Below are 21,666 nucleotides of genomic sequence, written 5' to 3'. Positions count from 1 at the left end.
AATCCAAGGCATGACACAGGCACGCACCGCCGCTATCGCGCGCAAAACGCGCGAGACGGACATACAGTTATCGGTCACGCTGGACGGGGACGGCGAGAGCGAGATCGTCACCGGCGTAGGCTTCTTCGACCACATGCTCACCCACATCGCACGGCACGGATTGCTGCACCTATCGGTGCGGGCCGAAGGCGATCTGCACATCGACGATCACCACACCGTGGAAGACATCGGCATTGCGCTGGGAACGGCCCTGCGCGAAGCGTCCGGGGATAAAAAGGGCATCGTACGCTATGGACACGCCGTGGTGCCCATGGACGAGGCGCTTGTGACCTGCGCTCTGGACTGGAGCGGACGCGGGCTGCTCGTGTCCGACTTTGTCTTTCCCTCGGATAAGATCGGGACGTTCGACACAGAGCTCGTCGCCGAGTTCTTTCGGGCGGTCGCCGCGAACGCCGGTCTGACACTGCACTTCGAGCAGCGCCGAGGCGCAAACTCGCATCACATCGCCGAAGCGGCGTTCAAAGCCTTTGGGCGCGCCCTGGACGCCGCCAAGCAGCACGACGCCCGTGTACACGGCATCCCCAGCACGAAGGGGAGCCTGTAAAACCCATGGCTGTCAAAGAACTTCCGGCCATCACCTTCCCGCACTCATTCGGCGCTGGGAACACCTTCCGAATAGGAATGGGGATATTCTCGGTCGTAGGCCTGTACGCGACCGGCGTTTCGCTGAAACACCACGAGTTCAACAATGCCTTCGTGGCGGGCGTGCTCACCGCAGGCTTTGTATTTCTTCTGTTCGCGGTTCTCTCGTTTCGGGTCCGGGTGGACGACACGGGGATCACGCAGAACTGGCTGATTGGCAAATCGTCGGTGACATGGCCGCAAGTCTCTCGGGTGGACCGTTCACGCCGGATGTACTCCATCCACATCAACGACGGCAGCGAACCGATTACGATCTCTTTCTTGTCAACGCCCGCGCAGATCGCGGTCGCGCAGGAAGCGATCCGCTGCGCGGGTCTCAGCCCGACGCGCGGTAAGATCGAATATCCTGCAGTGGAGCGTTGGGACCGGTAATGAAAATCGCGATTATCGATTACGGAATGGGCAATCTGCGCAGCGTCGAAAAGGCGTTTCACAAAATCGGCGCGAACGGCGCGTTTGTGACCTCTGACCCTGCGGAGATCTTCGCCTCCGACAAAGCCGTCCTGCCCGGCGACGGGGCGTTCGACTCGACCATGCAGTCCCTTCGGGACTCGGGCATCGACAAAATCTCGCTCGACTTCATCGCCTCCGGCCGCCCCTTCCTAGGCATCTGCGTCGGCATGCAAGTGCTGCTCACGACCAGCGAGGAAGGCGAGCCCGGCGTGCGCGGCCTCGACGTCGTTCCCGGCCAGGTCAAGCGCTTCATGGGCGAGGGCCTTAAAGTCCCCCAAATCGGCTGGAACAACATCGCATTCACCCCCGGAACCCCGCTCGCCCACGGTCAGCCGGTCGGCGACCCGATGGCCTACTTCCTGAACTCCTACTACTGCGCCCCCGACAATCCCGCCGACATCGCCGCGACGACTGATTATGGCGTGACATTCTGCTCCGCGATCCATCGCGGCAATGTGTGGGCGACACAGTTTCATCCGGAAAAGTCGGGATTGGTGGGATTGGCGATCTTGGAGAGCTTTTCGGGGGTGTGAGGGACCTATTCCCCCGGCGCTTTAGCGCGCTTCCCCCTTTTCCCGGCAAGGCCCTTCGGGCGGGAAAAGGGGTGTTGATAACTATGGGCCAGGCGAATCTTGTCGTGGCCCGCAAAGAATAAGGCCCATCCCCATTTGACTAAACCAAATAGGAATGGGCCTTTATTTTCATTTTACACTGCCGAACACTCGCCTGGATTGCAGTAACTAGCACCCCTTTTCCCGCCCGAAGGGCCTTGCTGGGAAAAGGGGGAAGCGCGCTAAAGCGCCGGGGGAATAGGTCACGAAAGAATAGGTCTCTACCGACGCCGCAGGAACGCCGGGATATCCACGTCCTGGTCCGGCGAGGGGCGCGGCGCGGGGGCCGGGGCGGCAGGCGCGGGAGCGGGCTGCTGGGGCTGCGTCTGAGCGGCCGGCTGTGTCGGCTGAGCGTATGCAGCGGTTTGTGACGGCGGCGGCGGCGCGGACTGCGTGTTGATCGCCTGGCGGGCGTTCACGGAGACGGGCAGGCGCTGGTCGAATCCGGTCGCGAGGACCGTGATGCGCACTTCGTTCTCCATGCGCAGATCCTGGACGACGCCGAAGATGATGTTCGCATCCTCGTGGTCCGTCGCCTGCTGGATCAGTTCGGTGGCCTCGGTCACTTCGGCGAGGGTCAGATCGGCGCCGCCGGTGATGTTGATCAATGCGGCGCGGGCGCCTTCGATGCTGGTCTCCAGCAGCGGGGAGGCGATGGCGGCCTGAGCGGCGTCCACGGCCCGGTTCTCGCCGCTGGCGACGCCGATACCCATCAGGGCCGTGCCGGCGTTCAGCATGATCGCGCGGACGTCGGCGAAGTCCACGTTGATGATGCCGGGGATCGTGATGATGTCGGAGATGCCCTGCACGCCCTGGCGCAGAACGTCGTCGGCTTCACGGAAGGCGTCCACCAGAGTGGCGCGCTTCTCGACGACGCCGAGCAGACGGTCGTTCGGGATGATAATCACCGTGTCGACTTTGTCGCGCAGCGCATCGACGCCCTCTTCGGCCAGACGGAACCGGCGCGGGCCTTCGAATTTAAAGGGCTTGGTGACCACCGCGACCGTGAGTATGCCAAGGTCTTTGGCGATCTCGGCGATCACGGGAGCGGAGCCGGTGCCGGTGCCGCCGCCCATGCCGGCGGTGATGAACACCATGTCGGCGCCTTCCAGCGCCTTCTTGATATCGCCCTTAGATTCTTCCGCCGCCGCTTTGCCGACTTCCGGGTTACCGCCGGCGCCAAGGCCGCGCGTCAGGTTCTCACCCAGCTGCAGCTTGTAATCGGCCGCGCTGATATCGAGGACCTGGCTGTCGGTGTTCATCGCGATGAACTCGACTCCCGTCAGGCCGGCGTCAATCATCCGGTTGACGGCGTTCGTGCCGCCGCCGCCGCATCCGATCACCTTGATGCGGGCGAACGGGGTTTCGTCGCGTATTCCGAGCGCCATATGTGAAACCATCTCCTATAAAAAATATTAAACCGCCGTATCAATAAACACGGCGTTAATGGTCGAAAATCGAACCGGTGATTCGGGCGAAGAACTTTTGGATCTTCTTCATGTACTTACCCATCGGCGCTTGCTCGTGAACGATCTCACGGTGCTGCTGATGGTAGTGCGCCCCGTACTGCACTAATCCCACGGCGGTTGAATAAATCGGTGAGCGCAGCGTGTCGGCCACGCCGCCCACATCGCGCGGGCTGCCCACCCGCGTCGGCATTCCCGTCACCTGACGGCACAGCTCCGTCGCCCCGCGCATCTGTGCGCCCCCGCCAGACAAAATGATCCCCGCCGGAAGCATATTGTAATAGCCCGACCGCATGATCTCCTGCTTCACCATTGTGAACAGCTCATGCATGCGCGGCTCAACAATCTCAGCCAGAATACGGTTCGGTAGGATCCGTGGTTCATCGCTTCCCAGACTGATCACTTCGAACAGCTCATCGCCGGCGGTCATACTCACCATCGCGACGGCCTCGGCGAGCTTAATCCGCTCCGACTCGTCGTGCGAGGTGCGCAGGCCGACACTGATGTCGCGGGTCACATGGTTGCCGCCGACCGGGATCGCCGACGAGTAATAAATATCGCCATCCACGAAAATCGCAATGTCCGTCGTGCCGCCGCCGATGTCGGCGATGCAGACACCTAAATTCTTCTCATCCGGCAGCGTGACCGCTTCGGCGGTCGCGATCGGCTCCAACACGGTCGCCTCGATCGTTAGGCCGGCTTTGTGCACGCATTTGGCGACGTTCTGCAGAAACGTGACGGCCCCGGTCACCACATGCGTCTCCACTTCGAGACGGGCGCCGGACATCCCCACGGGAAAGCGAATACCGCTCTGCCCATCGATCGAATAAGACCTTGGGATCGCATGGATAATCTCTCGGTCCGGCGGAAGAACAATGACGCGGCTCTGGTCCTGGACGCGCTCCACATCCTCCTCGGTAATCTCCCGGTTCGGATGGGTGATAGCGACAACACCGCGCGAATTCAAAGACGCCACATGCTCGCCGGTCACTCCGACAATCACACGGTGGATCTCGTAGCCGGACATGGCGCGGGCCTTCTCAACGCTCTCCGAGATCGCCGCAGCCGCGCTGTCGATATCGATCACCACACCCTTGCGGATCCCCGAAGAGACGCTGTTGCCGACGCCGACGATGTTAATCCGTCCACGCTCTTCTATTTCAGCGACAATGGTGCAGACCTTCGTCGTCCCAATGTCGAGCCCGATCACGCAGTCCCTCGCCACCTCCTACGCCTCCCCATTCGACGCCGCTCTGAAAGCGGCGCGATCTTCTCTTGCCGTTCGCGCTAGTTCCGTGATTCGCCGTCCATGGTCGGCTCGCCCGCATACTGCTGCGGGGATTTCGCCGCCAATTGCGCCGCGCGACGCGTGGAGGAAAGGTCCGCCCGATGATCCAGCCATTGACGCCGGGTAATCGACAAATTGACAAAGATGCGTCCGCCGAGCGCCACCACGGCGGCAAGCGCCAGGTTTTGCCCTAATCGGTCGCCTAAATAAGCGAGAAACGCCGCCAGCAGCGTATTTACGACGAAGCCCGAGACAAAGACATTGCCTCGGAACTTCCCTTCCGTTCCCGCCCGCAGACCGCCGATCAGTGAATCGATCCCGGCCAGCGCCGCCAGTGAGAGATAGGAAGCATCCGCAATCGGAATTGTCGCTCCCTTTGTGAACCAGATCGCCGCGAACCCAATCAGGCCCGACGCCAGCGCTAACCAAATCATAAATTTCTACTAGTTCTTGTTGTCCGCGCCGCTTCGGGCGTTTGTTTCCACGGGCTGCGCGTACCTCGGCTGGGTGGCGCCGGCATAGGCGGGAATGATCAGCTTTTCGGCGTGGGCGATCCGCACCATGGCGGCGTCCATCCGTTGCATCTGATCGTAGGCGCCGTCGGGCAGCCTCAGCGCGGTATCCAGTGTCTTCGCGTCCCCGATGGCCTGAATGACATAAGGAGGCGTCTGCGGCGTATTGTTGATATAGACCGTGGGACCCGCGCACCGGATGGCGCTGTTCGCCACCAAACGCTGATCGTTCACCGAAATCGCTTCGGCGCCCGCCGCCTTCAGTTCGTTGACAAACTGGTTGATATCCACATCGTGCACGATTGTAATCATCTGCACGGCCAGCGGAGCATCCGGAAAGCGCTTCTTGCTATCGTTCAAGGTGACCGTCACGCCAGGCCCCTTGACCGCCGTCAGCCCGGCCAGGGTCTTAGCGCGATTGAGATCGTCCGTCAAGACTTGAAACTGCTTGTTTTGCGACGGCGCGCTGTTCTCAAGATCGCTGATGTTCTGCTGCAGCGACCCGATCGTGCGTTCGTCGTCAGTCGCCTTCTTCTTCAGAATCAAATACTCGTAGCTCAGGCCCTCGTAATTGGCGGCCGGCACGTTACTTTGACGGATCTGATTCTGGGTCTTGAATGAGAGGGCCAGCAGAGCGCCGAGAATGGCGCACAGCGTGCAAAGGCTAACTGCCCAGGACCGTTGCTGGTCACTGGGCGAGGCGGCGGTGTGCGGAGGCGAGTTCAGAGGCAATCCCATCGCTGTTGTTTCGATCCTTTGCGCCCTTGGCGGCGTCAACGACTGGCCGGCCGGGACTGCGGACGCGGCATCAACGCCGGCTGGCTAGGGCAACTGACATCGATATACGCGATTCTGGCGCCTGCATTTTCTCCAGCGGCCGTCACCGTCTCCTGCGCGACCGCGAGTTTTGCCGGCAATTCCTCGGGCTGACCTAGCTTTATCTGTAAATTATCACTTCTATTTAAGCATAAATTCGCGTTTTGGTCAACCTTTATGCTTTTGGCCTCCAAATTCTTTTTGGCGCCAAGCAATGCGATCAATTTATACGACTGAACCAGCCAATCAGCCCCAATCGGCTTTCCGAGCGCCAATGTGCTGGGGTCCATATCTCCCTCCAGCGCAAGCACCGGAACGCCCGTCGGCGGCGTTTCCACTAGCCGGAAAGGAACACGTTTGCGGTCCAGAACATAATAGCCGCCGTTGGCCGAGAGCACCGTATAAGGCTGCCGCTCCACGACGCGCAGAACCAGCGTATGCGGCAGTTCGATGGCCCGGCTCACATGGTCGATCACCGGATCGACTTGAAGCCGCTTCACAAATGGCTGACGCGCCGCCATCAGAAAGATATTCGTCTTCTTAGGAACCTGCGCTTCGGAGAAGATCTGATCGGCGGGAAGAGTTTGCAGCCCCTCGATCCGCACGTGGGTCACGCGCAGATACGGGTTGGCCAGTAAAAGACACGCCGCCTCCACCACGAGCGCCACGGCGCAGACGCGACGAATAGTTCGATGCCAGTTCCGGCGGCGGCGATTGACGCGACGCTTGCCTGGCGGCGTCACCACGATCCGTCCCGTCTGTGATGTGTGCGTACGCTTGTGCAATGGGGGCCGATGTCCTTCCCAAAGATCGCTTAACGCGGTTCCAGCGCAAGTTCGATCAGCCGGTCCAGCAGTTTAGGAAACGCAATTCCGGCCGCCTGGGCCGAGCGCGGCAGCAGACTGGTCGTGGTCATGCCGGGAATCGTATTGGTTTCCAGGGTGTAGATGGCACCGTCCTCGGTGACGATCATGTCCGTACGCGACATCCCCCGGCAGCCCAGCGTCTCATGACAGAGCGCCGCGATACGCCGCGCCTCAGCGGCGATGCTTTCGGACAGGCGCGCCGGCACGATCTCGTCCGTGGCGCCGGGCGTGTACTTCGCCGCAAAGTCATAGAAACCGCTCGCCGGCACGATCTCGACGATCGGGAGTATGTCCAGTTCGGTATTGCCGATCACGGGGACAGTGATCTCCGTCCCCACGACAAACTGTTCGATCAGCGCGGCGCTGTCGTACTCAAAGGCCGTCTCCACGGCGGCTTCCAGCTGGTCAGGATCGGTCACGCGCGTGACGCCGAAGGTCGAACCCTGGGCGCTTGGCTTCACGATCACCGGCATCGGCAGAGTGCGCAGCATCTCCCAATCAATGGGACGGCCACGCCGCACGGTTTCCCCGGCCGGCATCAGGACGCCGGCGCCCGTGAGCACTCGCTTGGACATCACTTTGTCCATCGCCAGGGCGCTCGCCAGAACGCCGCTTCCCGTATAGGGGATCCCGAGCACTTCCAGCATGCCCTGCACTGTGCCGTCCTCGCCGCCCGGACCATGCAGAGCGATGAAGACGACATCGGGCTTGTCTTCGGAGCGTACACGAGAGAGTTCGGGCAGGGCTTCAATCGCCGCGCCGCCATCCATGGGCGTCAGCGCGTGCACGTCGGCGGTTAAGCTCACAACGGGCATCAAGCGGCCGTCTGCGGTTTGGGCGGCCGGCAGCAGACGGTTGCCCGTCGCCGTATCAATCGCCGAAACGATGTACTTATTTGGGTCCAGCGCATTGAGGATCTGCTTGCCCGTGGAAAGGGACACGTCGCGCTCGGCGCTGGAGCCGCCCATCAGGACGGAGACTTTGATTCGGCTCAATGCGCCACCGCCAGGCTCTCGTGGCCCTGCGCGACGAACGCTTCGGCGATGGTCCGAACATCGTGCCCCGCGCCTAAAGCGATCACGACATCGCCGGGCAGGGTGTATTCGCCCAGGCGCGCCGGAATCAGCGTCTTGTCCGCCACATAGGTGACATGCGTCGCGCCGCGCCGATCGGCGGTCAGGGCCGCCAGCGCCGCGCCGGTCACGCCCTCAATGGGCTGTTCGCGCGCCAGGTAGATATCCGTCAGAAACACATGGTCCGCGTCCCGGAAACTCTCGGCGAACTGCTCCTTGAAGTCGTTCGTGCGGCTCGGCAGATGCGGCTGGAAAACGGCGACGATGCGGCGGCCAGGGTAGCCGTTACGCGCGGCGGCCAGAGTCGCGCGAATCTCCGTCGGGTGGTGCGCGTAGTCGTCGATGACTAGCACGCCGCCGGAGGTTTCGCCCAGACGCTCGAAGCGCCGGCCGGTGCCGGTGAACTTCGCCAGACCTTCCGCAATATCCTCAAAGGCGATCCCGAGCTGCAGGGCCAGCGTCACCGCCGATAGGGAGTTGGCGACGTTATGCATGCCCGGAACGCCCAGCGTGATCACGCCAAGGCGCTCGCCTTTGTAATGGACCGCATAAGAGGGCGTGAGACCGTCGAGATTGACGTCCGTCGCGCGGACATCGACATGCTCGTATAGACCATAGTTCAGCGTCTCCGGCAGGCCCGTCTTGTCCATCAGCATCGTCCGGATATTCTCGTCGTAGCCGCAGACGATCGCCTTATCCGACACCTGGGTCAGAAAACGGCGGAACGAGCGCAGCACATTGGCCAGATCGCCGTAATAGTCCAGGTGGTCGGCTTCGATATTGGTGACAACAGCGTAGCGCGGACTCAGTTCCAGGAAGGAGTCGTACGCCTCACACGCCTCGGTCAGGAAGACATCGCTCTTGCCCAGACGGGCGTTGCCGCCGTAGGCCGGCAGATCGCCGCCGATCAGCACGGTCGGATCGAGTCCGGCCTGCTCGAGCACCATCGCAATCATGCCGGTCGTGGTCGTCTTGCCGTGCGTTCCCGTCACGGCGATACTGCGCTTGTAGCCGTCCATCAATCGACCCAGCATCTGCGCTCGGGAGATGACCGGAATGCCCAGCGCGCGCGCTGCAACCACTTCCGAATTGTCCTTCTTTACCGCCGCCGACACGACTACCAGAGTCGCGCCGTTCACATTGTCCGCATGGTGTCCCGCAACAGCGCGTACCCCTTGCTTCCGCAGTGCTTCCAGTGTTTCCGAATCCCGTGCGTCGGAGCCGGTCGCCACGCCGCCTTGCGCTACGACGATGCGCGCGAGGCCGCTCATGCCCACGCCGCCGACGCCTACAAAATGAATCGTTTCGCTCACAGTAATCCCCAGTTTCTCTTTCAAGCTTCCGGCCGCGCATGACGCCAGACAAAGCCGCTCCGCTCTGTTTGCCCGCGCGATATCCTCCGCGCTTCATTCGTCCCTATAGTTTACCCGTTCAACGATCCCGAATGGCCCGAATCCTGACAAAGGGATTCGACTCAAATGCTTTTGATATCCTTCAAACGCTCCCGCGAGCCAGTCCGATGACGGCTTCAGCAAGGTCGCGCGCCGCATTCGGACGCGCCAGGGTCAGCGCCGCCTGCCCCATTGTCCGTAATCGCTCCCGGTCGCCGATCAGCGCCAAAATCTCCGCCGAAAGACGCTCCCCATCCAGATCCACATTCGGCAGGATCACGGCCGCTCCGGCCTCGACCGAGCGCCGCGCATTGCGGTTCTGCTCGTCGCCGCCCGTCGGCACCAAAGGGATCAGCAAAGACGGCTTCCCGAGCGCCGAGACTTCCGTGACCGTGCCGGCCCCGCTGCGGCCGACCACCAGATCCGCGAGGGCGTAGATGTCGCCGATCTCGCTTCCGAGAAACTGCGTCACATAAACACGGCGAGCCTGTGAAGCGTTTAGTTCCTGAACGCGCGCCGTCACCGTTTCGAAGTCCGAGTTCTGGCCGCACTGAAGAATCACGCGGCATTTGTCCAGCAGCGACGGCAGCGCCTCCAGCAGCGAGAGATTGAGTTTGCGAGCGCCGCGCGCGCCTCCCGTCACATACACCGTGGGCAACGCATCGTCCGCCGGATCGAATCCGCAAAGATCGCGCGCCCGCGCGGCGTCGCCCCCAAAGATCACCGTGCGCACCGGGTTTCCGGTGACAAATGCGCGCGCGCGGATACGCGGCGGCAGTTCGTCCAGAGCGCCCTCGAAGCTCAGCGCGATCCGCCGTGAGAATCGCGCGTTGATCTGGTTCGCCAATCCGACCTGCACCGTCTGCTCGTGCGCGAGCACGGGCGCGCGCAGCGACCAGCCGGCGATCACCGGCGGCACGCTGACATATCCGCCTGTGGCGAAGACGACATCGGGCCGAAACTTTCTCACCTCACCCAGCGCCTGCCCCACGCCGACCGGGATGCGAAACAGATCCGTCAGGTTCTTCCATGACAGCATGCCGTACCAGCGCGCGGCGCGCCGCAGCTTGCCGCTCTGGACGCCCGCGAAGGGTACGCCCGCGCTCGCCGCCAGATCCTTCTCCACACCGGCGGCGCTGCCGACATAAAGAAAGATCGGAGTCCAGTCCGCGCCCTCGGATTGCTTGCGGATCGTTTGGATCACCGCCAGGGCCGGCGCAACATGCCCGCCGGTCCCGCCGCCCGTCACTAAGATTCTCAGTTCGCGCTTAATTGCGCCTGGTGTTGTCGTCATTCGTCGCGGTCAATCGTCACGTGACGCTTCTTGGCGCGGTCCACCCGCTTGGGCGCGGGTGCGGGGCCGGTGCGAGGACGCCGGCGATCCGCTTCGGCCTTGGCGCTTGTCCGCGAGGCGTCCCGGCCATACGCCGAGAGGGTTTCCGGGGTAATGCGCGGCGCGTAAGGCGCCCGGTCCCAGCGGCGCTCGAAGGCTTCTTCGCCCGGCGACTGCGCGCGCTCTTCCGGTTTGCCGCGCCCCTCGGGATATTTCGAGATATTCAGCAAAATACCAATGCCGATCATATTCAGCACCAATGAGGATCCGCCGTACGAGATAAACGGCAGCGGCACTCCGGTGTTGGGGATGGATGAGGTTGCGACAGCGATATTGATAACCGATTGCAAACACACCAGCGTCGTCAGCCCCACCGCGAGCAGCGAGCCAAAGGAATCCTTCGTGCCGTGCGCGATCGAGTATCCTCGCGCCCCGAGCAAGGTAAAAATGATCAGAAACGCAATCGTTCCAATCATTCCCCATTCTTCACCAATGACGGCGAAGATGAAGTCCGTCGGCGCCATCGGCAGGAAGAACTTCTCCTTGCCTTCGCCCAATCCCACCCCAGTCAACCCGCCGGAGCCAAGCGCCAGCAGCGCATGCCATACCTGGTAGCCGTCTCCGAACTGATCCGCTTTCGGATTCATAAAGGACGCGAGCCGGCTCATACGATACGGCGAAGTCACCACGTACCCCGTGACGGCGACCGCCACCACGCCAAGCACGGACAGCATGGGTTTTAAGCGGGCGCCGGCGACAAACAGCATCACCAGTCCTGTTCCGCAAAGCACAATCGCCGTGCCGAGATCTGGCTCCTTGGCGATCAGGCCGCAGACAACCGCCATCACGATCAGCGGGGGCAGCACGCCGAGCTTGAAGTTGCGCATGAGTTTGGGGCCGGCGGAGCAGACCTGCGCCAGATAGATCACCAAGGCCAGCTTCGCTAGCTCCGACGGCTGAAACAGCAGCGAGCCGGGACCAAGCCATCGATGAGCGCCATTTTTGGCGTGGCCAATGTGGGGCAAAAACACCGCGATCAGCAAAAGGACACAGAAGCAGAGCACCGGGAAGGCGTTCTTGCGCCAGCGCCAGAATGGGATGTACGCCATCAGCACCATCGCCAGCGCGCCGATCCCGGCGAATAGCGACTGACGCTTTACAAAATAAAAGGCGTCGCTGTTGCGTGTCTCGATCGCCAGCGCATAGGAGGCGTCGAAGACGGTGACGATGCCGAGGCCGATGAGCATCATCGTCACCAGCAGCAGCATCACATCCATCCGCTGTTTGAACGGTCCGGCCAGAACTGGTTTTGTCTTCGCGATATCCATTACGCTTCCCGCTCCAGCCGCCGCACGGCTTCCTTGAACTGGTCGCCCCGATCCTCGAAGTCTCGGAACATATCAAACGAGGCGCACGCCGGAGCGAGGACGACCACGTCCCCCGCCCGCGCCAAATCCCGCGCCAAATTTGTCGCTGCCTGCAAACTCTCCGCGCGATGTGTCTTCGTGTAACCTACACTCTGCAAAGCATCATCGATCTGAGGCGCCGAACGGCCGATCAGAACGACAGACCGCACATCGCTCGCCCGCACGGCCTCCGCGAGCGTCGTCAGCTCGCCGCCCTTGAACACACCGCCCATGATGACGATCTTCGGCTGCTCGATCGCCTCCAGCGAGCGCGCGAAGGCGTCGGCGTTTGTGCACATCGAGTTATTGATGTAACGCACGCCGCCAAACTCAGCCACCGGCTCCAATCGATGCACGACGCCCCGAAACTCGGCCGCCGCCTTGCGGATCGCATCCCCGGGCAGACCGAATGCGCGCGCCATCAGCGCCGCCGCTAAAACGTTCTCCTGATTGTGCGTCCCGATCAATTTCAGTTCGGAGACTGTGACAAACTCAGAAAGGCGCTCGGCGATATTCTCACGACCAAACGGCTCCACGCGGGCCTGGATCTGCTCCGCGCGCGGATCGCCGAGCAACGAGGCGTTCAGCACCGCTGTATCGCCCGCCGACTGGTTCTCAAAGATCCGCCACTTCGCCGCCGCGTACTCCTCGGGCGTCTGCCGATCGCCATGATCGGGCGTGATGTTCAGCAGCGCCGCGACGCGCGGCTGAAACGTGTCGATCCATTCCAGCTGAAACGACGAAATCTCCGCGACGATCACATCCTCCGGCGCGGCTTCGAACGCCGCCTTGATCAGCGGCATTGCGATCTCGCCGGCGGCGATGTTCCCCGCGACAAACGTCATGCGCCCCGCCGCCCGAGCCATCTCGCCCAGCAGCGCCGTCGTCGTCGTCTTTCCATTGGTGCCCGTGATCGCCAGCATCGGCGCGCGCGCCACCCGGTACGCCGCCTCGATCTCGCTCCACACGGGAACACCCGCGCGCACGGCCTCTTGCAGCACCGACGCATCGCGACGCACACCGGGGCTTGTGATCAGACAATCCAATTCCACGTAGTCCACCGCGACGCCGCCCAAACACGGCTCAATCCCCAGCGCCCGCGCCGCCTGGACAGCATCCACAAGCTCAGACTCCGTCTTGCTGTCGTAGAGGCGCACCGTCGCGCCCAGCGCCGTCAGCACCTCCGCGCACGCCATCCCGCTGCGCGCGAGGCCGAGCACGGCGATTGTCTTTCCCGCAAAATCTTTTCTCATAAATCCGTTTAAAGACTCGGCCCCCAGCCCCTTCTCCCGTCGTAACCCACCCCGGCGCTTCGCGCCACCCCTCCCTTGAAGCAGGGAAGGGTCGTTAGGATTTATCGTTGCAGGCGGCTTTCATCCGAGAGTCTCTTTCCAACCCTTCCCTGCTTCAAGGGAGGGGTGGCGCGAAGCGCCGGGGTAGGTCACCAAGTCGCAAAGTGTGGCGCGAGCAGCAGTCCGACGGCCAGTGCGAGAACACCCACGATCCAGAACCGGGCGACAACGACCGTTTCCGGCCATTTCATCTCCTCGAAGTGATGATGGATCGGGGTCCTGCGAAACACGCGGCGCCCGATCGCCTTGCCGCCCGTAAACCGCACGACGCCCACTTGAATAATCACGCTGAACAGCTCCGCCAGGAAGACGAGACTAAACACCAGCAGCAGGATCTCCTGTTTGCCGACGATCGCCATGGCTGTCAGCGACGCGCCGATGGCGAGCGATCCGGTATCCCCCATGAACACTTTGGCGGGATGCGCATTGAACCAGAGGAAACCGAGACACGCGCCCGCGAGCGCATGGCCAAACCAGGGCAATTGCTCGAATCCGGGTGACAAGGTGTAGATGGTCCACGAAATCCCGAGCGCCGCAAACATCGTGAGGCCGCTGAGCAGACCATCCAGACCATCCGTTAAGTTGGTTGCATTCGACAGGCCCATGATCAGCAGCAGCGCGATCGGGTAGTAGACATAGCCAAAATCGAACAAATGCCCGGGCCAAAGCACCACTTCTGTGGTCACCCCCGGTCGGGCAGTCAGATACAGCCAGAGAACGAAGCCGCTGGCGACGATAAACTGCCAGGCCAGCTTGTGCCTGGCCTTCAGCCCTAGCGATTTCCCGCGCTTGACGCTCAGATAATCATCCAGAAAACCGATCGCCGCGTGGCCGAGAAAGACCAGCACCACCGCCAAGAGTTCCGCCCCTAGCGGATGCGGCGCACGGCCCAGCGGCAGTGAAACGATCAGCGAGACCACGACGCCGATCACGATCATGACGCCGCCCATAGTCGGCGTCCCCTGCTTCTTCGCATGCGTACTCGGCGCGTCGGAATTGATGTTCTGCCCGAACTTCAATTTGTGCAGCCACCCAATCACGCGCGGGCCGGTCACGACGACAACGAAAAACGCGACCAGCAGGGCGATCAAATTCTGCGGGGATAACGGCGAGTTAAGCATGGGGCGCCGCCGTTTCCAGATTTTGGATCGCGGCGGCGATCTTTTCCATCGCCATCGCGCGTGATCCCTTCACCAGCACGACGTCGCCGGAGCGCCACGCAAACTCATTCAATGCGTAGGCCGAAGCTTCCGCGCTGTCGGCGAAGCGGCGCTGCGCGCCGGCGATGTCCGCCGCAAGCTCACCCACGGTAAAGAGCGCGTCTATGCCGCCCAGTTCCGAAATCGCTGCTCCCAACCCGATGTGCGCTTCTTTCGACACGTCGCCCAATTCTTTCATATCGCCCAAAAACGCGATCTTTCGGCCGGAGCCGTAGGAAGTCAGCGTTTCCAGAGCGCTGCGCACCGACGCCGGCGCGGCATTGTAACTGTCGTTCAGGACCGTGATCCCTTGGGCGGGCAGCGTCACCACTTCCATACGCATCGGCGGCGGCGCATAGTTCGCCAAAGCCTTCGCGACATCTTCCGGCGCAATCCCCAGCGTCACGCCGACAGCGTAGGCCGCAAGGGCGTTGCCGATATCGTGGCGTGACGGGCTTGGGACTGTCACAGGTGTGACGCCGATTGTGACACGCCATGTTCCATCTTCGAATTGCGCGTCGGTCGCGCGGATATCCGCCCCATCACCGAAGCCATAGCTGACGATGCGCGCTTTGGACTTCGCTTTCAGGCGCTCAAAGAAGGGATCGTCAAAGTTTAGTACGAGAAATCCATTGGCCGGAACATAATCCGCAAGTTCACCCTTGGCGTCGGCGATCGCTTCGCGCGAGCCCAGCAGTTCGCGGTGGTTGTCGGCGATCACGGTGATCAAGCCCGCCGTCGGGTTCGCGATTTGGCATAGATAATCGATTTGCCCGGCGCCGCGCATCCCCATCTCGACAATCGCCGCCTTGTGTTCGGGCGTTAATTGCAGCAGCGCCTTGGGGACGCCGGTTTCGTTGTTCTGGCTCGCCTGCGTTTTCAAGACAAGCCCGAGCGGCGCAAGCGCCGCGAAGAGCATCTCCTTGGTGGTCGTTTTACCGACGCTTCCCGTGACGGCGACGACCGGAATGTCAAAACGATCGCGCCACAGACGCGCGATTTGGCCGTACGCGATCTCCGTGTCCGCGACCACAATCTGGGGCAGCGTACTCTCATCAATCGCTCGCGCGACGACCATGGCGGCGGCGCCCAATTCTTCCGCGCGGGCGGCGTGTGCGTGACCGTCGGCCTTTTCGCTCACCAGCGCCACAAACAGATCGCCCGGCTGCAGCGTTCGTGTGTCGGCCGAGACCCCGAAGAACGACAACGGCTCCTGAGGTTCATGAAGCGTCGCGACCGGCGTCAGCGCCCCCGCGACTTCCGTGAAGGTCAGCTGCATTGGGCCAGCACCTCGCGCGCCACCTGACGGTCGTCAAACGGAATTTTGTGATGGGCGAACTGCTGTCCGCTCTCATGTCCCTTGCCGGCAATCACGACCAAGTCGCCCGGCTGAGCGACCTCGCACAGCGCCTGTTCGATCGCCAGCCGCCTGTCGACCTGGGCGAACACACGCGCGCCGTCCACGCCGCCGGGGATGCCCGTCAGGATCTCCGCGAGAATGGCGTCGGGGTTTTCCGTGCGCGGATTGTCGCTGGTGACGATCGTGATGTCCGCAATCTCGGCGGAGATTTCTCCCATGATCGGACGCTTCTTGGGATCTCGATCGCCGCCGCAGCCGAAGACGCTGATGAGGCGCACTGGATTCAGCGCGCGCGCCGACTCCAGCACGCGCTGCAAACCATCAGGCGTATGCGCGTAATCGACAATCACATGGAAGCCGCGATCGCCCGTTTCCACCGTCTCAAAGCGTCCGGGAACGCCGCTTAGCGCCTCAAGACCATTCTGGATCGCCACGGGAGGCACGCGCGCCGCCAGAGCCGCGCCGGCCGCCGCCAGGGCATTCTGCACGTTGAAGAGACCGCCCAGGCGCAGGCTGACCGGAATGATCACCGTGCTTCCCACCGGCGGCTGATAGAGAATGTCGAACTGCGTCCCACTCGGATTCACCTCGTGGATGCGGGCGCGGATCGTCGCGCTCTCATCGTCCATGGAGTAGCGCAGGACAGATCTGCCTGCCGCTTCCAGCGCCGCGATGATCCTTTGGCCGTACCCATCGTCGCCGTTCACGACCCCGATAAACGTTTTTTCCGGAAACGCGTCGGGATATTCCGTGAAAAGACGCAGCTTCTGCTCGAAATACGCCTCCATCGTGCCATGGGTGTTAAGATGATCCTGGGTCAGATTGGTGAAGACGCCGATATCAAAGGCGCACCCCGTGGTGCGGCCCTGCTGCGCCCCTTCCGAGGAAACTTCCATGACGACACGGCGGACGCCCTGCTCCACCATTTCGGCAAACATCCGCTGCAGATCAGCGGACTCTGGAGTCGTTCGCTCCAGCGCCACGGGCTTGCCGTTGATCACACCGCCCAGGGTTCCGATCATGCCGGTGCGGTCGCCGATGATCCGAAAGATGCTTTCGATCATATGCGCCGTGGTCGTCTTGCCGTTCGTGCCCGTCACGCCGACCAGCTGCAATTGCCGGGAGGGCGCGTCATAAAAGTGAGCGGCGAGAACTGGAAGCGCCGCGCGCGTGTCCGACACGGCGATGACGGGAACGCCCGCCTCGCCATACCAGGCGGTGCGGTCGCTGTTGATCGCCAGCGCGGCGGCGCCGCGCCCCAGCGCCTCGGCGATGAAATCATGCCCGTCGCTCTTCGCGCCCGCGAGCGCGACAAACAAAGCGCCGGGAACTACCTGACGCGAGTCGTAGGCAAGCCCGGCGATCTCCACATCCTCGCCATATCGCTGGCTGTCCGGCAAAAGCGCGGCCATTTCGCTGAGTGTCTTTAATGTCATGATTCCCGTGATCGATCGTTCAATAATTCTGTTCATCTCCGGGGTTTATACCCACGGATTGAATATCCCAGCGGTTTGGTCATTCACCGCATCTAATCTTCCGGCGTGGCGATCGACGAAACGCCGATGGAATCGATGGAGACGTGCGACGGAGCGACCTTCTTCTTGTGATGGTCCGCCCAGTCCACGAGTTCCGGCGCATCAGGCGTCAGGTGCATTTGCAGGACGGCGGTCTTCGCCAGGTTGTGCACGACCGGCGCGGCCACGGCGGCGCCCCAGTGCACGCCCTGCGGCTCGAAAACGGCGCAGAGGATCACCAGGCGAGGCTTGGACAGCGGAACCATGCCGATGAATGAAGCGACATAATGGCCGTTTTCGTAGCCGTGCGGCCCCGATACCTGCGCGGACCCCGTCTTGCCGCCGACGCTGAATCCGGCGATTTGCGCGGGCTTGCCCGTACCTTCCTGTACGACCGTGCCGAGCATGGAGCGGGTTGCTTCCGCCGTCTTGGGATCGACCACTTGCCGAATTAGTTCCGGCGCGATCAGGGTCTCGACATCGCCCTTGCGTGTCGCTTTGATGATATGGGGACGCATCATCACGCCGTTGTTCGCAATCGCGCCGTACGCCGTCGCCATTTGCAAAGGCGTCACCGAAATGCCCTGTCCGAACGAGATATTGGCGAACTGGATCTTGGACCAACCGACGCTTCCCGTATACTTGTTGAACTCATCGGGCGACTTCAGCCATGATTTTTGCTCGCCCGGAAGCCCGCTGTGCGCGTACTCGAAAAACCCGAACGATTGCAGATATTTGTACAGGTTGTCAGGGCCAATCTTTAACCCAAATTGCGCCATACCGATGTTGCACGATTCTTTGAGAACGCCGCGCAGGTCTTCCGAGCCGTGATGTCCATAGTACGGTGGATCCGGAGCGCAATGAATGGTGTGCCCGCCGTACTGCCAGGTGGCGTTACAGTAGACATGGTCATGCATGACATCGAGGCCTTTATTCTGAAGGACCGCCGACGCGGTGATGGTCTTCATAGTGGACCCGGGTTCATACAGATCCGACACAGCGCCGTTTCGCCAGAGCGCCGCCGCCGCCAATCCCTGCTCCTGAGTGAGACGGCCCGGAGGCTTGGGCTGATTGGGATCGAAAGTAGGAGCGTTGGACAGCGCAAGGATTTCGCCGTTGCGCGGATCGAGGATGATCGCGACCCCGCTCTTGGCGTGGTGCGCTTTTACTGCGGCCGACAGCTCCATATCGGCGGCGTGCTGAAGAGCTTTGTCGATTGTCAGCACCAGATCGGCCCCGTTTTCGGGATCTTTCTGAATGATCGTGCCAGGCATAAAGCGTCCGTGCGGATCGACTTCGCCGGTAATCGAGCCCTTTGCGCCCACCAGCATGGATTCCTGGCTGTGCTCCAGCCCCTCCACGCCCTTGGAATCGCGGTCGGTGAAGCCAATCATCTGAGCGGCCAGCGCGCCGTTCGGATAGGAGCGGCGCGTGTCGGGGCCGACGCCGACACCGCGCAGTTTCAGCGCTTTTATCTGGCCGCCCAGCTCCAGCGATGCGTGGCGCATGAGCAGCACATAATGGCGTTTTTTGTTCGTACCGGGGTCGAGGCGCTGTTCGAGGAGATCCGGCTCCATGCCAAGCATGGGCGCCAGCACGGAGACGGCCGCCGCGCGGTCCTCGATTTCCCAGGGGTCGGCGAAGATTTGTTTGGCGGGAACGTTGATGGCCAGAACATCGCCGTTACGGTCCAAGATCTGCCCGCGCTTGGGCAGCAGATCGTTTTTGTTGACCCGGACGGAATCCGCCTGCTCCACATAATATGAGTGCCGGATCGTTTGCAGGTAAAACAAACGTCCGGCTAACAGAAGATTCGCCGCCGCGATCGTCGCGAAGATCGCGATGGCGCGCGGTCTAATGACCGAAAGATGCTGATGCGATGTTGACTGAGTTCGCGCCACTGCTCGTCACCCCTGGGAGCCGTTCGCCCATATTTGTGTTCGCCGGGACAGCCTGGCCGTCTCGCGTAATGTAGCAGACTTGATTGGCGCTGGTCATCATGCCGAGCGTGGTGGCGTGCGCCACGATGCGATCGGGATTTTGAACCTGCGCGAGCTGCGCCCGCAGCGTTTCATTCTCCTGCTTCAGCTGGTGCAAATGGACACGGGCGCTCGACTGCGCCAGACCCAAATTGGTGACGCGGGCGTAGGCGGCGAGGTAGATCACGAGGATCGCGCAGAAGATAGTAGCGCCGGCGCCGGCGACCATGAGCAGACGAGCCTCCGACCGCAGCAGGCGATCGGTGGAATTGCGCTTCCGCGATGGGCGTGTGGAGATCGCGGGCGCTGGCTCCGCCGTCCGATAAGGCGACGGCGCGGCGACCGGCGACATGGATAAAGATCGTTCCGCTCGCCGCGGCGTCGCTGTGACATCGCGCGGTACTGTCACGACTTGCGTTTCCAGCATAGCGTACTCCCTGGCGCCCCGTCCCAACGTGGCAGGTTGTTCTTCAGTCAGCGGCATTGGTTTACAGTCGTCGAGCCACCCGTAGTTTTGCGCTTCTCGCGCGCGGGTTGGCGCTGATCTCGCCGGCGGACGGCGTTACGGGCTTCTTCGTCACCAGCTCCACGATTGCGGGAGGCCGCAGGCCATACGGTCCCTCGCCGGCTCCTCGCCCGGAGAGCCTCGTGAATAACTGCTTGACGATTCTGTCTTCGAGCGAGTGATAGGAAAGCACCGCGATCACGCCGTCTTTACCGAGACGGTCTATTGTGCTTTCCAGCGCATGTCCGAGAATGGACAATTCGTTATTTACAGCAATGCGTAGCGACTGAAACGTGCGGGTCGCTGCGTGCGTATCGGGTGGCCGGGCCGCCACGGGGATGGCCGCATGTACGGTCTCCACCAGTTGCCCCACCGTCAGATAAGGCTCTTCCGCCCGGCGCTCTACGACAAAACGTGCGATCCGGGACGCCCACTTCTCATCCGAGTTGTCACGAATAAGTGTGGTCAGCGCCCGCTCATCCAGCGTGTTCAGCAGATCCGCCGCCGTCCGCCCTCCATGCGCCGTATTCATACGCATGTCCAAAATTGCCGATGGATCTTTAAACGAAAATCCGCGTTCCGGCGTATCTAATTGATGAGAGGAGACGCCCAGGTCGAATAAAGCGCCATCGATCTTATCAATTCCGAGCCGATCCAGAGCCTGCGGGATCTCATCGAACCGCGCGTGGACCGTCGTCACGATGTCGCCAAACTCCGCCAGGTTTCGTCCGGCTTCCGCGAGCGCCGCCGGGTCCTGATCGATTCCGATCATCCGCCCGCCGGGGGCCAGATGCGCCGCCACCGCGCCGGCGTGTCCGCCGGCGCCGAGGGTTCCATCGACAAAGATCTTGCCCGGCCCCGGGGCCATCAGCTCCACGACGGCGTCGCGCAGAACCGGAATATGGTACGGCAGGTCCATTAAGCGATCCCGACCTCACGCGCCGAGAAGCTGATCATTTCATCGGTCAAATCTTCGTTGTACTTATCCCAGGCGATGCGCGCCCAGATTTCAATGCGGGCGCTCGCGCCGACAATGACAACATCGCCCTGTTCACCGATTTTCGCCCAGTCGCGCAGTTTGCTTGGGATAGCGACGCGCCCCTGCCCGTCCACGCTGGACTCCGTCGATGTAAAAAACCGCTGCAGCCTTATGGTGTGCTCGTCGAGCTGGCGCTGCTTATTGAGCGTATCGCTCAGCTGTTTGTATGCGGCTTCCGTATACACGAAGATACAGCCGCCGACTCCCTTAGTCATGTAGAAGCGTTCGCCCAGGGAAGATCGAAACCTGGTCGGAATGATCACGCGTCCTTTATCATCGACGCTATGGTCAAATTCCCCCTGAAACACCACAATCCTCCACTAAGTCACCACTTCCCACCACTTTCGTCACAATCATACGGTATATCAAGGAAAATTGTCAAGGCGTGTTCAGAAATATTTTTCAAGATATTGGGGGCAAATTTTAGCTACATTTCGTTTTACGCACATATGTTCTCCACTAGATATTGATAAATTATGCGAATGACGCCCATATGCAGAACGATTTTATTTTCATGGCGCGTTGCTACAGCGAAATTATAAAATTGGGACGCGCCACCACCGTCACGCCTCAAACGATTTCTGCTATGTATGACAAGAAGTGTGATGCTTCGAAATTCCTTCCCAGCTAAGAGTGAAATGTTTGCCCCCTCGCAAGGGGATCGTGTTATTTACTTTTAAAGCAGGCAGGCAAATGAAAATCGAAGTGAAATTTTCGCCACAAAAATCAGTGCGTATGCGTAATTGCAAGCCCGGTCGCCAGGAAAAATGACGCCATGTCTCGCGAATCGGTTTCGTTGAG

The 21,666-nt window shown here is 61.6% G+C and carries 20 protein-coding genes; 3 read left to right on the top strand and 17 right to left on the bottom strand.

Annotated elements, in window-relative coordinates; translation table 11 throughout:
* The first annotated feature begins 10 nt into the window (after positions 1-10).
* From hisB to hisH, 3 genes are read left to right on the top strand one after another with little or no spacing between them, the layout of a single operon-like run.
* Positions 11-604, top strand: a complete 594-nt coding sequence (gene hisB / locus ABIZ35_RS14490) for an imidazoleglycerol-phosphate dehydratase HisB (RefSeq protein ID WP_348220629.1) — start codon at positions 11-13, stop codon at positions 602-604.
* A 5-nt stretch (positions 605-609) separates the two neighbouring features.
* Entirely contained in the window at positions 610-1,074 is a 465-nt protein-coding gene (locus ABIZ35_RS14485; protein WP_348220628.1) for a hypothetical protein, read from the top strand.
* A complete protein-coding gene (hisH, locus tag ABIZ35_RS14480) occupies positions 1,074-1,688 on the top strand; it encodes an imidazole glycerol phosphate synthase subunit HisH (RefSeq protein WP_348220627.1) in 615 nt (204 codons plus the stop codon). The genes ABIZ35_RS14485 and hisH overlap by 1 nt, the downstream gene beginning before the upstream one ends.
* A gap of 299 nt (positions 1,689-1,987) precedes the next feature.
* On the opposite strand, the gene ftsZ is transcribed toward hisH, so the two are convergent.
* From ftsZ to mraZ, 17 genes are all read right to left on the bottom strand, one after another.
* Entirely contained in the window at positions 1,988-3,154 is a 1,167-nt protein-coding gene (gene ftsZ, locus ABIZ35_RS14475; RefSeq protein ID WP_348220626.1) for a cell division protein FtsZ, read from the bottom strand.
* Between the two features lie 55 nt (positions 3,155-3,209).
* Positions 3,210-4,442, bottom strand: coding sequence for a cell division protein FtsA (gene ftsA / locus ABIZ35_RS14470; RefSeq protein WP_348220625.1), 1,233 nt, complete (start codon positions 4,440-4,442; stop codon positions 3,210-3,212).
* A gap of 77 nt (positions 4,443-4,519) precedes the next feature.
* Positions 4,520-4,954 (bottom strand): small basic family protein, encoded by a 435-nt coding sequence (locus tag ABIZ35_RS14465; RefSeq protein ID WP_348220624.1) that lies wholly within the window; start codon positions 4,952-4,954, stop codon positions 4,520-4,522.
* 9 nt (positions 4,955-4,963) lie between these two features.
* Positions 4,964-5,770 carry a DUF881 domain-containing protein gene (locus tag ABIZ35_RS14460; RefSeq protein ID WP_348220623.1) on the bottom strand — a complete coding sequence of 269 codons (807 nt, stop codon included), beginning with the start codon at positions 5,768-5,770 and terminating at the stop codon, positions 4,964-4,966.
* A gap of 35 nt (positions 5,771-5,805) precedes the next feature.
* On the bottom strand, positions 5,806-6,633 hold the full coding sequence (locus ABIZ35_RS14455) for an FtsQ-type POTRA domain-containing protein (protein WP_348220622.1): 828 nt from the start codon (positions 6,631-6,633) through the stop codon (positions 5,806-5,808).
* 29 nt (positions 6,634-6,662) lie between these two features.
* Positions 6,663-7,709: a D-alanine--D-alanine ligase gene (locus ABIZ35_RS14450; RefSeq protein WP_348220621.1), complete on the bottom strand. Its 1,047-nt coding sequence runs from the start codon at positions 7,707-7,709 to the stop codon at positions 6,663-6,665.
* Positions 7,706-9,100: a UDP-N-acetylmuramate--L-alanine ligase gene (gene murC, locus ABIZ35_RS14445; protein WP_348220620.1), complete on the bottom strand. Its 1,395-nt coding sequence runs from the start codon at positions 9,098-9,100 to the stop codon at positions 7,706-7,708. Before murC ends, ABIZ35_RS14450 begins: the two co-directional genes overlap by 4 nt.
* 181 nt (positions 9,101-9,281) lie before the next feature.
* Positions 9,282-10,472: a UDP-N-acetylglucosamine--N-acetylmuramyl-(pentapeptide) pyrophosphoryl-undecaprenol N-acetylglucosamine transferase gene (locus ABIZ35_RS14440; RefSeq protein WP_348220619.1), complete on the bottom strand. Its 1,191-nt coding sequence runs from the start codon at positions 10,470-10,472 to the stop codon at positions 9,282-9,284.
* Positions 10,469-11,839 carry a putative lipid II flippase FtsW gene (gene ftsW / locus ABIZ35_RS14435; protein ID WP_348220618.1) on the bottom strand — a complete coding sequence of 457 codons (1,371 nt, stop codon included), beginning with the start codon at positions 11,837-11,839 and terminating at the stop codon, positions 10,469-10,471. The genes ABIZ35_RS14440 and ftsW overlap by 4 nt, the downstream gene beginning before the upstream one ends.
* Complete coding sequence (gene murD / locus ABIZ35_RS14430; RefSeq protein WP_348220617.1) at positions 11,839-13,170, bottom strand: UDP-N-acetylmuramoyl-L-alanine--D-glutamate ligase; 1,332 nt, start codon at positions 13,168-13,170, stop codon at positions 11,839-11,841. Before murD ends, ftsW begins: the two co-directional genes overlap by 1 nt.
* A gap of 188 nt (positions 13,171-13,358) precedes the next feature.
* Complete coding sequence (gene mraY, locus ABIZ35_RS14425; RefSeq protein WP_348220616.1) at positions 13,359-14,390, bottom strand: phospho-N-acetylmuramoyl-pentapeptide-transferase; 1,032 nt, start codon at positions 14,388-14,390, stop codon at positions 13,359-13,361.
* Complete coding sequence (murF, locus tag ABIZ35_RS14420; RefSeq protein WP_348220615.1) at positions 14,383-15,747, bottom strand: UDP-N-acetylmuramoyl-tripeptide--D-alanyl-D-alanine ligase; 1,365 nt, start codon at positions 15,745-15,747, stop codon at positions 14,383-14,385. The genes mraY and murF overlap by 8 nt, the downstream gene beginning before the upstream one ends.
* Positions 15,738-17,300, bottom strand: coding sequence for a UDP-N-acetylmuramoyl-L-alanyl-D-glutamate--2,6-diaminopimelate ligase (locus ABIZ35_RS14415; RefSeq protein ID WP_348220614.1), 1,563 nt, complete (start codon positions 17,298-17,300; stop codon positions 15,738-15,740). The genes murF and ABIZ35_RS14415 overlap by 10 nt, the downstream gene beginning before the upstream one ends.
* A 56-nt stretch (positions 17,301-17,356) precedes the next feature.
* Positions 17,357-19,243: a penicillin-binding protein 2 gene (locus tag ABIZ35_RS14410; RefSeq protein ID WP_348220613.1), complete on the bottom strand. Its 1,887-nt coding sequence runs from the start codon at positions 19,241-19,243 to the stop codon at positions 17,357-17,359.
* Positions 19,197-19,748 carry a hypothetical protein gene (locus ABIZ35_RS14405; protein ID WP_348220612.1) on the bottom strand — a complete coding sequence of 184 codons (552 nt, stop codon included), beginning with the start codon at positions 19,746-19,748 and terminating at the stop codon, positions 19,197-19,199. The genes ABIZ35_RS14410 and ABIZ35_RS14405 overlap by 47 nt, the downstream gene beginning before the upstream one ends.
* 61 nt (positions 19,749-19,809) lie before the next feature.
* The gene (gene rsmH, locus ABIZ35_RS14400) at positions 19,810-20,745 is read right to left on the bottom strand and encodes a 16S rRNA (cytosine(1402)-N(4))-methyltransferase RsmH (RefSeq protein WP_348220611.1); all 936 of its coding nucleotides are present in this window, start codon (positions 20,743-20,745) and stop codon (positions 19,810-19,812) included.
* Positions 20,745-21,173, bottom strand: a complete 429-nt coding sequence (mraZ, locus tag ABIZ35_RS14395; protein ID WP_348220610.1) for a division/cell wall cluster transcriptional repressor MraZ — start codon at positions 21,171-21,173, stop codon at positions 20,745-20,747. Before mraZ ends, rsmH begins: the two co-directional genes overlap by 1 nt.
* Between the last annotated feature and the right edge of the window lie 493 nt (positions 21,174-21,666).

Origin of the sequence: Capsulimonas sp. (genome assembly GCF_039929585.1) — a bacterium.
In the GTDB taxonomy this organism is placed as follows: domain Bacteria; phylum Armatimonadota; class Armatimonadia; order Armatimonadales; family Capsulimonadaceae; genus Capsulimonas.
Note: the sequence above shows the minus strand (reverse complement) of the source record. Positions and strands in the feature narration are given on the sequence as shown.